Here is a 12,825-nt window from a genome sequence, read left to right as displayed (position 1 = left end):
AACCGACACATCACGAACTGGACTGCAAAGGGCTGGTTTGCCCGTCACAGTGCAGAAAGAAAAAGTCTTTCGCGTGTCAGCTTTACTTTGCTTGTATCGTCGCACTTTCCCATTCGCGGATAAATGTTCGGCGCTTCAACTTATCAAGATAGGTCATAAGCGCAGGCTCAAGACTGATGGACGCCCGGCCAGACGTATTTTTGAAGGCATTTAGGCCAGGCAAAGGGAAATCTTGACGCGCCCCATCCGATTGCAGACGGATCAAATGGCGTACAAAAGCCTCTGCCATCACAGGTTCAGTTGTCGCCGTAGACACAAGAGCAGATCGCATCATTGTCGTTGTAAAATCTGTTGGTAAAATAACCGAAATGATACTATCCGCTTCGGCCCGAGCAAGCGCGTAGCTACCCAAGACATTGTAGGCGACAAAAATGCGCCCCTCAGTAAGATCGTCGATCATGTCACCCGAACAACAATAAAGTTGTGTTCCTAAACTTCCGATGACCTCCATCAAACGCCAAAACGTTTCCGAAGCCCGCGCATCTTGGGTGGCGAACAGATATCCAAGACCAGATTGGCGAATATCATAGGTGCCCACTTTGCCTGTGAAAAATTGAGAATTCGCGCGCAAAACCTCGATCAATTCCTGCCGCGTTTTTGGAACTGACAGCCCATCAAATGCTGCTGCATTTATCACGATAGCAGCAGGTTCTGTCGTAAATGCAAACAAGCTGCTGCGCCACTGTGCCCATTCAGGATGTTCTAAACGATCCAAGCGCAACGCGAGCCCGTCATTGGCAAGCTTGATCTGAAGGTCCATTGCACTGGATATCACCACATCAAACTGATCTGGCGCTTGGCGAAAAACATCATCCAAGTTCGCCGTTCCTGTCACAAAATATTCAACCGAAACATCTGGGCGGGTTTCGATGTAACTGTCGATATTTGGCGCAAAAAAGGACGTGTCTGTGCTTGATAAAATCGTCAGTCTATTCGACGCATTGGTTTCGCCAAAAATCTGACGATCTTCCCAGTCTTGCGCAAAAATTAGGACTGGGAAAAGAAGAAAGCTTAAAACTGTAAAGTAACGCATGCGCCGCCCTCGGGTCTGTTGGACAAGATCAATGATCCATTATGCGCAAGAACCACGTCTTGCGCGATTGTAAGACCAAGGCCAGAACCAATATGGCCAGTTGTGTTGCTGCCTCTTGTGAACCGACCGACAAGCGTATCGATTTCATTCTCTGCAAATCCGCGACCCTCATCGCGAACATCCACACTCAGGCGAGGTGACGTCTGGACGCGTACGGTGATTTTCGTTTCGCTTGGCGCATATTTCAGCGCGTTATCAATCAAATTTCGAAACGCGTTTTGCAAAAGCACAGGATCACCCATCAGGTTGGCCGGCGCATTACTTTCAAAGTTCAGCCCAACATCACGCATCTCGGCAACAGGTGTCATGCGCTGAACCAGATCGCTTAACAAATCCACTAGATCAACTTCCTCGCGCTCAAGGTTTTCCGCGCGAAACGTTACCATAGCATGGTCCAAAAGCTGCCCCGCAGCACGCGAGCTTTCGTCGATTGCACGCATCATGGATCGCAAAGCGTCACGGTTTTCTTGCTTGTCAACACGTTGCAACGTTGCTTCTGCATAAGATCGCACTGTCGCCAAAGGTGTTCGAACCCTATGCGCGGCCTCGGCAATGAAGTCTTCTGACTGTTTCAGCGATTGTTCCAAGCGCATCATAAGGTTGTTCAAGGACCCAACCAACGGCACCATTTCAGACGGGACGGGTTTAAGAAACGCGCTCAAATCTTGTGGGCCGCGCCTTGTGACCGAATTTGTAAGGCGGCTAAGTTGTCCAATGGTGCTGGAGGTCGCCCAGAACGATAGCGCTGTTGCGAGCGCAAAGAAACCGGCCCCGAATACTGCAACGTTGCGCGAAATTCCATTTAATGTTTCCGCCAAAGCATCTTGTGTTTGCGCAACGGCAACGATCACTTGCCTTGGTACATCTTGCCCAACAAGCACACGGCCCGCGCTTACGACCCGGATTGGGGTCATGTCGTATTGACGCGTTTCAAATACCCGTTCGTCGCCAACAAGGGATTGGGACACGCCTAATCCATCATACCCCGATATGAGTTTTCCATCCTCGAAAATCGCGTAGAATACCCGATCATCTGCAGACGTAGAAAGCATCGAAAGCGCAGCATATGGAAAGTCTAATTCAACCGCACCTTCACGCAAAACTGCAGCGTCCAAAATAGATGAGACAGACGCACTTAGAATACTGTCTTGTCCATCTTGAGCAATCTGGGCAGCATACCCGCGCACGACGAAGAACAACACTATGGCCAACAGGGCCGCACCACCCGTGAGGATCAGCGCCAAACGGTTTCGCAGCGATCCGAAGACGACAACATCCTTAGCCATGATCAAGCCTGTAACCCAATCCGCGCAGCGTAACGATCTGTACGGACGACCCCTCAAGATGTTTGCGCAAGCGGCCTATGTAGACCTCGATCGCGTTATCGGACACATCGTCATCATAAGAAAACAAGCGGTCCACCAGCTTTTGCTTTGAGAACACTTGGCCCTTTGCATTCATCAATAATTCAAGCAGACGTAATTCGCGGTTGCGCAAATTGATCACGTCGCCCTTTACGGTCAGATGTCCCCCAACAGGGTCAAATTCAACGTCCCCTAGGTGGATCATCGTTTGGGTTGATCCCAATTTTCGACGCAAAACAGCACGACAGCGTGCTTGTAGTTCTGCGTGGTCGAACGGCTTTGTGACGTAATCATCCGCACCAAGATCAAGAATGCTGATTCTATCCGACACCTGAGAGCGCGCCGTTAGAACGATGACGGGGGTGTCGTTTTTGGCTGCGCGATGCTGCTTTAAAAAGCTACGCCCATCCCCGTCAGGCAACATGATATCAAGCAAGATCAGATCGTAATCCTCAGAGGCCGCGAAATCCACCGCATCGCTAATTCTTGCAGCATGATCAATCGTATGGCCGTCCAGCCCCATGCGCGAACAGATCGCATGAGCCAGCTCTAGATTGTCTTCCACCAGCAGAAATTTCATTGCATTCATCTGCCTTTCTTTGGCGGGTGACAGGTTTGTGTCAGGTTAGCATGTTTGTCTTCGCGCACAGCCGTGTTCAGAACGGCTACCAAATGGGAGAGTAAAATGAAAACGATGAAAATGGGCCGTCGCGCCCTGATCGCAAGTGTCGTCGCAACACTGGGCCTTGGCGCACCAGCATTTGCAGGTGGCCACCAAGTTTTGGATTCAATCCACTTTCTGATCCCCGGCGGCGCTGGTGGCGGTTGGGATGGCACGGCACGTGGCACAGGCGAAGCGCTGACGGCAGCTGGCCTTGTTGGGTCTGCATCCTACGAAAACATGTCCGGCGGCGGCGGCGGAAAAGCCATTGGCTTTCTGATCGAAAACGCAGACAGCAACCAAGGCACATTGATGGTCAATTCGACGCCCATCGTGATCCGTTCGTTGACAGGCGTCTTCCCTCAAAGCTTTCGTGACCTAACATTGGTCGCCGGCACAATCGGTGACTACGCCGCAATCGTTGTGGGTAAAGACAGCCCCGCCAACAACATGGCCGACCTGATCGCAGCCTATGACGCAGACCCATCAGGCACTGCAATCGGTGGCGGTTCTGTTCCGGGTGGCATGGATCACCTTGTTGCGGCCATGGTCATGGAGGCAGCCGGTAAAGACGCGTTGGAAGTGAAGTACATCCCATACGACGCAGGCGGCAAAGCCATGGCAGCCCTGCTGTCTGGCGAAATCGCAGCGCTATCTACAGGTCTGTCCGAGGCGATTGAATTGGCCAAAGCAGGCGAAGTGAAAATCGTTGGCGTTACATCTGATGCACGCGTTGATGCAGCACCAGACGCGATGACGATGACCGAGCAAGGCATCGACACAACTTTCGTTAACTGGCGTGGTTTCTTCGGCGCACCGGGTCTGTCTGTTGAAAAGACAGCGGCCTATCAGGACGCAATCGCCAAGATGTACGAAACACCAGAGTGGGAAGCCGTGCGCGCGCGCAACGGTTGGGTTAACATCCACAACCCTGGCGATGACTTCAAAGCGTTCCTTGAGAACCAAGAGACAGTCATCGGTGATCTGATGAAAAAGTTAGGCTTCCTCTAAGCAGGATACCTTTGGGCAGAGCAATCCGTTGCTCTGCCCGTTTTATGATCTTTGGGAGGGGACAAAACGATGGCACTTGATCGTTGGATTGCACTGATATTGCTCGGCATCTGTTTGATGTATGGCTACACTGCTTGGTTCACGATGGACGCAGGCCTTGCACCCTTCATGAAACGTAACCCAATCTGGCCCAGCACGTTTCCCAAAGCCTTGTCCGTACTCGCGATCATCGCTTTGTTGATCATCCTTTCAGGCATCGAAAAGTCTGAACCCAAAGAGGCCGAAATCGACTACCGCCGCCTGCACGAATATAAACTTGGCCAAGCCATCCTCTTGCTTGTACTTATGGTCGCCTATGCCTTGTTGCTGCGCCCTGCTGGTTTTATCTTCTCGACCACTTCATTTTTGTTCCTCGGATCGCTGATCCTTGGCGAACGCAAATGGATCCTTATGGCCGCTGTTGCCATCATCGCAACCATGATCGTCTGGTATCTGGTGCAAGAGGTGCTTGGCATCTACATGCGCCCGCTTCTCGGCTTTTTGACCAGTAATTAAGGGCGATTGATATGTTAGAAGGTCTTCTGATCGGTCTGCAAACGGCTATGTCGTTTCAGAACCTCGCGATGGTAATCGCGGGTTGTTTAATCGGGACATTCATCGGAATGTTGCCCGGTCTTGGCCCGATGTCGATCATCGCGATCATGATCCCTATCGCCATCTCGATGGGCGATCCGTCCGCTGCGTTGATCCTCCTTGCGGGCGTTTATTACGGCGCAATCTTTGGCGGCTCCACGTCCTCAATCTTGCTCAACGCACCCGGCGTTGCAGGCACGGTCGCGTCCAGTTTTGACGGCTACCCGATGGCGCAGCAAGGCAAAGCAGGCAAAGCCCTGACCATCGCCGCTGTGTGTAGTTTCGCGGGCGGCACCATAGGCGCGATCCTTCTGATGATCTTTGCACCCATGCTATCTTCCGTCGCCCTTCTCTTCCATTCTGCCGAGTATTTCGCGCTGATGGTGGTCGGCCTCTCTGCTATTGCGGCCTTCGCAGGCACAGGACAAGTCGCCAAAGCAATGATCATGACGGTGCTCGGCCTGATTATGGCAACCGTTGGCGAAGGCGCATTGTTCAACTTGCCCCGTTTCACGGGCGGTATCATGGACCTTCAATCCGGTTTCGGCTTCATCACGTTGGCCATGGCGATGTTCGCACTTCCTGAGGCGCTATTCCTCGTGCTCAAACCCAAAAAAGCAGGCAGTGCAGAGGGCGAAATCAAGGATCTGCGCATCACAAAATCCGAAGCGCGTGCGATTATTCCTGTCATTGGACGCCAATCTATTCAAGGCTTCTTTATCGGCGTTCTTCCCGGTGCAGGTGCAACAATCGCCAGTTTCTTGGGCTACGCAGTTGAGCGCAATTTAGCGACCAAGGAAGAACAAGCAGAATTTGGCAAAGGATCCATCAAAGGCCTCGCCGCGCCCGAAACGGCCAACAACGCGGCCTGCACAGGATCTTTCGTTCCCTTGCTCACTTTGGGCATTCCAGGATCAGGCACCACCGCGATTTTACTCGGTGCGCTTATCGCGCTGAACGTCTCACCTGGACCGCGTTTGATGGTGGACGAGCCACAGATCTTTTGGGCCGTCATCATGTCGATGTTCATCGGGAACTTGGTGCTTTTGATCCTGAATTTACCACTAATCCCCTACATCGCAAAAGTGCTTTCAATCCCGCGCACCTTTCTGATCCCATTCATTTTATTCTTCACGCTAATGGGCGCTTATATAGGTCAGAACAACGCGACAGAGCTTTTGATCCTCGTCGGCTTCGGTGTCTGTGCAACAGCTTTAAAATTCGCAGACTACCCCCTTGCGCCACTTTTAATTGGTTTCATCTTGGGCGGCATGATGGAAAATAATTTCTCACGCTCGATGCAGCTATATGACGGTATCTCATTCATCTGGGAACGCCCCATGACACTGGGTTTGCTGATCATCGCAGCACTCTTGATTGTTCTACCCAGTTACCGTGCGCGCCGTGCAAAACTGCGGGCTGCGGGCGTTTCTGACGGAGATTGATAGGCAATCTAGAAAAAGGTAGAGGTACGCAACAGCAACAATAGAGTCCGAGAGAGCGTCCCGAATAACCATTCGACTATTGCGAACCTTGATTGCGATCGCAGATGTCAGGACGTTTAGCGCCGCGGCCGATGTGGTGCATGTGACCCACGCTGCGGTTAGCCAACAAATGCAAACCCTTGAAGCAAACTTGGGTGTTGTGCTGTTCAATCGCACGACCCGCAACCCCGAACTGACCCCTCTTGCACATGAGGTTGTACGCAAAGCCCGAAGGTTGGTTGCTGACATCCTTTTCCGTGAAATCGCTCAAGAACCGATGCAATTGATTGCAGCCTTTGAGGAAACAAAAAACGACCCAATTGCGCTTTTGAACACGCGGCCCTTTATCCGCTTTGATCGCAATGCTGTCCTTGGGACCTTGATAGACAATTGGCTGCGGTCAAAAAAACTACGTGTTTGTGAAACAATGGAATTAGATAGCCCTGAAGCGATCGCCAGTATGGTAAATGCGAACTTGGGCGTGTCGATTGTTCCAGACCTTGCAGTGAAGCCATTGAACCGAATGCCGCTCAAAAGACTGTCGCTTGGCAAGGATGCGCCAACCCGTTTTTTGGGGTTGGCCTATCACAAAGACCAATTTAAGACCCGTGTTGTTGAAGAAATTTTCACAGCGCTCACAGATGTGATTATCTCTGCGAAGGCAAACGAAGATCAGGATCTTAATAATTAGTGAAAGGTCGCGTTCCCTGTTTTACGACCAAGGCGGAGCGTTGCCGACCAATCTCGCGTCAGATCCACCTAAACCATCTGTTGAAATGCGTCTGCACTACGTTCTAGATCACCTCATCAGAGCGGTCATCACTTTCGCCGTAGCGTTTTAGTGTGGCGGGTTTTGTGCCCTCGTAGAGGCGTTCAATATTGCCCGCGATCTTGGCATTTTCGCGCTCAAACAGACAATCGCCGTTGAAATCCGATGCCACTATAAAGGGCCCCATGCGGCGGCATTTTAAAACCCACATGGCTTGCGCCAGTCCCAGTTCTTCGTTCCAGTGAACTGCTTCGACCTTTTCGACGCCGCGCCCCAAAAGTGCGCCTGTGCCATAGCCAACGGTCGACAAATAGACTGCGCCGTTTGGTACGAAATACTCTTTGTAATCCTTGGAGGTCATGCCACCTTTTCCAACGATCAACTTAGCGCCAGTCTTTGCCATCCATTCAGGAAGCCACTTGGCAAAACGGAAGGACGCGGTCGCGGTGACAGCCCCCATATCGAACGTTCCATCTGGATTAATGCGCGCCGCTGGCGAGCAATGAAAATTTGCAGCCGATTGCGAGGGCAGTTCCATTGGAATGTTCGCTTGGCCTTCAAGCGCGCGCATGTAAACGCCCTCTCGTGCCGTATACATCAGCCCATCTAGGTAAACGATATCACCAAGCCGCAGGTCAGCGATCGCTTCTGCAGTTGGGGTTGTTGAGAGGACGACTTCGCGCAAGCCACTCATTCTACAGCCTCCTGCATAGGGTCCCAATCGACGGTTTCGCGGCATTGATAAGGCGTGAACCAATCCGGGTCAGTGCGATGTTCGACCCGCCCATCAGGATAGATGCGTGCAACTGCACGGCGCGAAGACAAACAAAACGCATGCACCGACATTGGCATGCCACCCGTGTGGCAATAGCCCACTTCGATGTTGCAATCGATCACCATGTTCTTGCCGACAAATCCCATAGCCCCCATGCCAATGGAATTACCAAGCTCTTTGAACTCGTCCTCCATTTCAGCAATCTTGGGGTCCGCATTCCGACTACCAACAATGCGTAACGTCGAGGCGCGTTTGCCCAGCGTCATACAAATATCCTTAGAGCCACCCAGACCGATCCCGATGATCGCAGGCTGGCACGCTAGGCCTCGTTTGCCGAATGCCATCAGGCTATCAAGGTAGAACCGCTTGATCCCCTGCACCCCGTCAGAGGGGAACAACATGCGATAGTCAGATCCAAACAAACCGCCTTTGTGCACGGTGATCAAATCAATCCAATCGCCTGAGGGTTCAAACCCATACTCGATTTCAGGCGCGCCAATGCCGACGTTATTATTGTGATCTGTGCGCCAAAGCGGATGCACGCGATTGGGTCGAAGGGGTACACCATTCGTCGCATTCGCAGTTGCACGCCGCAACGCCGCCTCCAGTGCAATCATCCCGCCCTCGACCGACGCGTCGTTGCCCATCTTCACAAACCAACGCGGCACGCCTGTATCGCCACACATTGCGCGTCGATCTTCTTTGGCGGCCTCATAGTTTTTTAACATGGCCTTTAGAACAAAGGACGATAGATCACCGTCTTCGGTCTTTGCAGCTTCTTCTAAGCCCATCAGATAATCCTGCGGGATTTCGATAGCCGCTTTGTCCATCAGGGTTTCGGCGGTGGCTTGGATAAGATTAATAGGGATCATTGTGCTGCCACCAATGTTTCAGGTGCATCTGCGGGCAAAACAGTTTCGCCCGGACGCACAATCGTGAATTGAACGGGTTCACGCGTGACTTGGACCCTGTCACCAACCTGCTCAGCAACCGTGAAATCGCTGTCTTCCATCGCGCCCGCATCCGGGAAGTCTTCGCGGAAATGCGCACCGCGTGAGTTTTCGCGCGTGATACCGGCCTTTGTTATGACTTCAGACACATCACACAGCGAACGCAGGTTCAACCAATCATGCCATGTTAGATTGAAGGCAAGATTGTCATCCGCAACACCAACGTCCATCAAACGATCAGAGACATCAGCGATGCCCTGAAGGCCGCGCTGCATTCCAGCCTCTGTCCGCATCACACCGACTTCGTCCCACATTACATTCTGTAAGTCTTTACGCGGCGGTAAGATCAAATCAGGCTTGCGACCCAAAGGATAGATCGCACGCGCTAACTCAGCCTCGAGCACGCTTTCATCAGGGTCACGCAGCGTTGGCATTTTGCGAATATCCATGCCCATCGTGTCACCCGCAATGCCGCCGTAAACGGTCGAATTCGCAACGCCATTGCCACCCAAACGGTTCGAACCATGCGCGCCGCCAGCATCTTCGCCAGCAACATACAGACCCTCCATCGCAGTGCGCGTATCAACGTCCACAATAACGCCCCCCATGAAATAATGTGCTGTGGGGACAACTTCGACTTTGCCAGCAGCCAGATCAAAACCGCTGTCTGCACAGCGATTGACCATGCCTTTGAATTTCTTACGCACGTTGTCAGGACCAAGGTGCGACATAGAGATGAACACACCTTCTTGGTCAGGGTTATTGTTCTTGCGCATCTCAGCGTAGATGCCACGGCTGACCACATCGCGCGTTGCGCGTTCGCCCTTGGCATCGTAATCGAACATAAAGCGCTGGCCGTTGTGGTTGATCAACTCGCCCCCCGCCCCGCGAAGGCCCTCTTCTAAAACAGTACCCGTCATGCGCGTGTGATCGCCAGCCAGCAAACCAGTCGGATGGAATTGCACCATTTCCATATCACGCAACTTTAGCCCGACACGCAAAGCCATTGCCAAACCGTCCATGGTTTTGTCACCACTTGGCGTGTGATATTTGTACATAGACGGGCCACCGCCTGTCGCCATCAGCACGGTTTTGGCGCGCACCAAACGGAACTTTCCCGTGCGCATGTCGATCATCAAAACGCCTGCTAAAGCACTGCCATCTTTCGTCGGGATCAGCCCAACCGCGCGGTGCTCTTGCAGCTTTTCAACACCGCTTGCCAAGACCTTTTCCATCAGACGATTGATGATTTCGATGCCTGTTAGATCACCTTTGTGAACGGTACGATCCGCTGTTTGGCCAGCAAAAGCTTTTTGATGCAAAGACCCGTCAGCGTTGCGATCAAAAAAACAGCCAACTTCGTTCTCTAATTCACGCACACGTACAACGGCCTGCTCGCACAAGCGCCATGCCATGTCTTGATTGGGCAGCCATTTACCACCGTTGATCGTGTCCATGAAATGACGCTCAACCGTATCGCCGCCGCCCATGGCGACGTTGTAGCCACCCTGCACCATGCGCGTGCAGCCACATTTCCCGATCAGTCCTTTGACGGCAATCGTAATCTTGGTGCCCTCTGGTGCAGTTTGTTGTGCATGCAGCGCCGCAAACAAACCCGCCCCACCTGTGCCGATGATCAGGATATCCGTGTCGTGGCGTTCAATGTCAGAGCTGCGCATTTATATCGCTTTCATAAAGAAAAGACCTGCAATCAGGAAAGATATCGCCACCGCCATCGCAGCAAGCGTCTTTTGGGACGGCGTCCACGGAAGCCATTCCAGTGCCATTAATCGCAAGCCACCAAACATATGGACCACTAGACCAAAGACCAATCCGACCTCTGCTAGTTTCACCACACTATTTTCGGTCAAATGCAAAAAGCCGTCCAAACGATCTGGATCCGTCATGGCCATTGCCAGCACCCAGAAGTGCAACGGCAAGAACAGGGCCAAGCCGACACCAGATACTCTATGTACGATGAAGGCCACCCAAAGCGGATGTGCGCGTGCAGGTGTTTTCATGCGCCTAGCCCTTGTGCAAAAGTCACGGCCCAAACGGCGCGCGCACCAAGGGTGAACAGGCCCAATCCGATAATCCACATCACCGCCTCTAATGCGGTGCCTTTAAGACCAACCCATTCATGGAGGACCGTGCGCAAACCAATTGCACCGTGAATTGAAACCGCAAAGACGAACGTCCCATAGAACAAAAACCATAGGATCGACCCTTGGGTCCGTCCCAGAATTTCACCCGTGCTCAAGCCCCCTTGGATCGCGTAGATCATCACTGCGAGATGGCCCAACACAAGGGGTGCCATCAAAAGCGCCGTGATGCGTTGCAACATATAAAGCCTTAGGTTCAACATCAGCGGCCCATTTTGAAAAACGACTTCGCCGTTTCACGTTTCAGGCCCGCGATAGCCGACATAGGATCAAGGTCGTTCGGACAATACACCGTGCACGACCCCATCGAATGACAGTTGTGACATCCGCCTTTGTCAGACACAGCGTCTAAAATCGCAGCGCGCCCATCGTCTTTGGTATCGTTCAAAAGCGTCCAAGCGCGCTGAAGTGCGGCGGGACCCAGATAATCTGCGTTACTCGTGACCGTGTCGCAGGCCGCGTAACAAACTGAACAATTGATACACTCAATGCCTGCGTTTGCCTCCACCCGTGCATCGCTTTGCTCGTCAATCGCTTCAATAGGATCATCGCGTGTCAGCGCGCCGTGATGCACACCTTCCGCCGCGACCCATTTGTCAAAGAATGGGTCCATATCCACGACAAGATCTTTGATAACTGGCAGATTGCGCAGAGGGCCAATCGTAACCGCGTCACCGTCAAGCACCTTTGAAATATGTGTACGACAGGTCCAGCGCGGCACACCGTTAACCATCATCGCACAGCTGCCACACATCCCGACACGACAAGCAAACCGATAACTCAGCGTCGGGTCCGCATTTTGCTGCACCCATGAAACAACATCTAAAACAGTTTGATTTTCATATGCAGGGACCTCGAAAACAGTCGCTGCCTGTTCCAAACCCGCAGACCGTTCTAAGGTGACCTTCAAAACACCGAGCGTCATCTTGATGATATTTCCAATGAGGACCTAATATACTCAACCATATAATCAAAAGCCTGACTTTATAAACGCGATAATTTCTTTATGTTTCAGTAAGCAAGTCTTACATAATAGCGTGCAGCAAAATCGTCTTGATCTGTTCCCAATCTCCACGCCACAACTTGGCACAGCGACCCCGCCCACGTTGCCGGCAGCAGCTATGAGGGGCACGCTTCAACGTGTTGTTGTTCAGAATACCCCCACTCGTTGAGACGTTTGTTAGGACGAGGTCTGTTTCGCACGTTGCAATTGGATCAGAACAATTGGTGCCATCAGAGCTAAGCCAATGCCCATCGTCACCAATCTGGGCGCAATAAACAGGAATGACACGATTGCGACCCACCAACGTTCCCACGTTTTAAGATGCGCGGACAAGTAGCCCGAGAAAGCGACACCAAGGCTGGCGATGCCAAGCATTGCGCCAAGAAGCGTGATCGTAAACGCCAACCATGTGAAACCGTTGGCCACCAAAAGCAATGCGGGTGAATAGACGAATACAAACGGAACGAGAGCCTTGGCTATCCCTAGACGGAATGCCGTGTTTCCTGTCTCGAACGGATTTGATCCCGCTATACCAGCAGCGGCATAGGCCGCAAGCGCCACTGGCGGTGTGATGTCCGCTAGCACGCCGTAATAGAAGACGAAGAAGTGCGCGACGGTGGGCTCCACCTGAAGCTGTGCCAAGGCAGGTGCGGCGACTGCGACGAGGATGATGTAGGTTGCTGTCGTCGGGATGCCCGCGCCCATGATAATGCACGAAATCGCGATCAGCACGAGAGACACGAACAGCGCCCATTGCGTCACTGTAAAATAGCTCAGCAGCGGAAGTTCACTAAGGAACGTGCCGATGTCTGTTGCGGTCTGAACGACAACATAGCCAAGGCGGAAACCTACGCCAGTCT

General features: G+C 52.5%; 14 protein-coding genes. 4 read left to right on the top strand and 10 right to left on the bottom strand.

What is annotated here, in order from left to right:
- Positions 1 to 82 precede the first annotated feature (82 nt).
- From QZ279_RS04965 to QZ279_RS04955, 3 genes are read right to left on the bottom strand one after another with little or no spacing between them, the layout of a single operon-like run.
- Positions 83 to 1,093 (bottom strand): ABC transporter substrate-binding protein, encoded by a 1,011-nt coding sequence (locus QZ279_RS04965; protein WP_293448749.1) that lies wholly within the window; start codon positions 1,091 to 1,093, stop codon positions 83 to 85.
- Complete coding sequence (locus tag QZ279_RS04960; protein ID WP_293448748.1) at positions 1,072 to 2,439, bottom strand: sensor histidine kinase; 1,368 nt, start codon at positions 2,437 to 2,439, stop codon at positions 1,072 to 1,074. Before QZ279_RS04960 ends, QZ279_RS04965 begins: the two co-directional genes overlap by 22 nt.
- The gene (locus QZ279_RS04955) at positions 2,432 to 3,097 is read right to left on the bottom strand and encodes a response regulator transcription factor (RefSeq protein WP_293448745.1); all 666 of its coding nucleotides are present in this window, start codon (positions 3,095 to 3,097) and stop codon (positions 2,432 to 2,434) included. Before QZ279_RS04955 ends, QZ279_RS04960 begins: the two co-directional genes overlap by 8 nt.
- 105 nt (positions 3,098 to 3,202) lie before the next feature.
- Between QZ279_RS04955 and QZ279_RS04950 the strand changes: the two genes are divergently transcribed.
- From QZ279_RS04950 to QZ279_RS04935, 4 genes are all read left to right on the top strand, one after another.
- Positions 3,203 to 4,189 carry a tripartite tricarboxylate transporter substrate-binding protein gene (locus tag QZ279_RS04950; RefSeq protein WP_293448742.1) on the top strand — a complete coding sequence of 329 codons (987 nt, stop codon included), beginning with the start codon at positions 3,203 to 3,205 and terminating at the stop codon, positions 4,187 to 4,189.
- Between the two features lie 69 nt (positions 4,190 to 4,258).
- A complete protein-coding gene (locus QZ279_RS04945; RefSeq protein ID WP_293448740.1) occupies positions 4,259 to 4,744 on the top strand; it encodes a tripartite tricarboxylate transporter TctB family protein in 486 nt (161 codons plus the stop codon).
- Between the two features lie 11 nt (positions 4,745 to 4,755).
- Positions 4,756 to 6,267, top strand: coding sequence for a tripartite tricarboxylate transporter permease (locus QZ279_RS04940; protein ID WP_293448737.1), 1,512 nt, complete (start codon positions 4,756 to 4,758; stop codon positions 6,265 to 6,267).
- 40 nt (positions 6,268 to 6,307) lie between these two features.
- The gene (locus QZ279_RS04935) at positions 6,308 to 6,997 is read left to right on the top strand and encodes a LysR family transcriptional regulator (protein WP_366513858.1); all 690 of its coding nucleotides are present in this window, start codon (positions 6,308 to 6,310) and stop codon (positions 6,995 to 6,997) included.
- A gap of 103 nt (positions 6,998 to 7,100) precedes the next feature.
- Here the strand turns inward: QZ279_RS04935 and QZ279_RS04930 are convergent, their stop codons facing one another.
- The 7 genes from QZ279_RS04930 to QZ279_RS04900 form a co-directional block, all read right to left on the bottom strand.
- The gene (locus QZ279_RS04930) at positions 7,101 to 7,769 is read right to left on the bottom strand and encodes a fumarate hydratase C-terminal domain-containing protein (RefSeq protein WP_293448735.1); all 669 of its coding nucleotides are present in this window, start codon (positions 7,767 to 7,769) and stop codon (positions 7,101 to 7,103) included.
- Entirely contained in the window at positions 7,766 to 8,722 is a 957-nt protein-coding gene (locus QZ279_RS04925) for a fumarate hydratase (protein ID WP_293448732.1), read from the bottom strand. The genes QZ279_RS04930 and QZ279_RS04925 overlap by 4 nt, the downstream gene beginning before the upstream one ends.
- Positions 8,719 to 10,479 (bottom strand): FAD-binding protein, encoded by a 1,761-nt coding sequence (locus tag QZ279_RS04920; RefSeq protein ID WP_293448730.1) that lies wholly within the window; start codon positions 10,477 to 10,479, stop codon positions 8,719 to 8,721. Before QZ279_RS04920 ends, QZ279_RS04925 begins: the two co-directional genes overlap by 4 nt.
- Positions 10,480 to 10,821, bottom strand: a complete 342-nt coding sequence (gene sdhC, locus QZ279_RS04915; protein WP_293448727.1) for a succinate dehydrogenase, cytochrome b556 subunit — start codon at positions 10,819 to 10,821, stop codon at positions 10,480 to 10,482.
- Positions 10,818 to 11,165 (bottom strand): succinate dehydrogenase, encoded by a 348-nt coding sequence (locus tag QZ279_RS04910; protein ID WP_293448725.1) that lies wholly within the window; start codon positions 11,163 to 11,165, stop codon positions 10,818 to 10,820. The genes sdhC and QZ279_RS04910 overlap by 4 nt, the downstream gene beginning before the upstream one ends.
- The gene (locus QZ279_RS04905; RefSeq protein ID WP_293448723.1) at positions 11,165 to 11,887 is read right to left on the bottom strand and encodes a 2Fe-2S iron-sulfur cluster-binding protein; all 723 of its coding nucleotides are present in this window, start codon (positions 11,885 to 11,887) and stop codon (positions 11,165 to 11,167) included. The genes QZ279_RS04910 and QZ279_RS04905 overlap by 1 nt, the downstream gene beginning before the upstream one ends.
- 255 nt (positions 11,888 to 12,142) lie before the next feature.
- Positions 12,143 to 12,825 (bottom strand): TRAP transporter large permease subunit (locus QZ279_RS04900; protein ID WP_293448721.1); only part of this gene is annotated, 683 nt, incomplete at its 5' end.

Origin of the sequence: Planktotalea sp. (genome assembly GCF_018607965.1) — a bacterium.
GTDB lineage: Bacteria > Pseudomonadota > Alphaproteobacteria > Rhodobacterales > Rhodobacteraceae > Planktotalea.
This window is presented reverse-complemented; position numbering and strand designations above follow the sequence as displayed.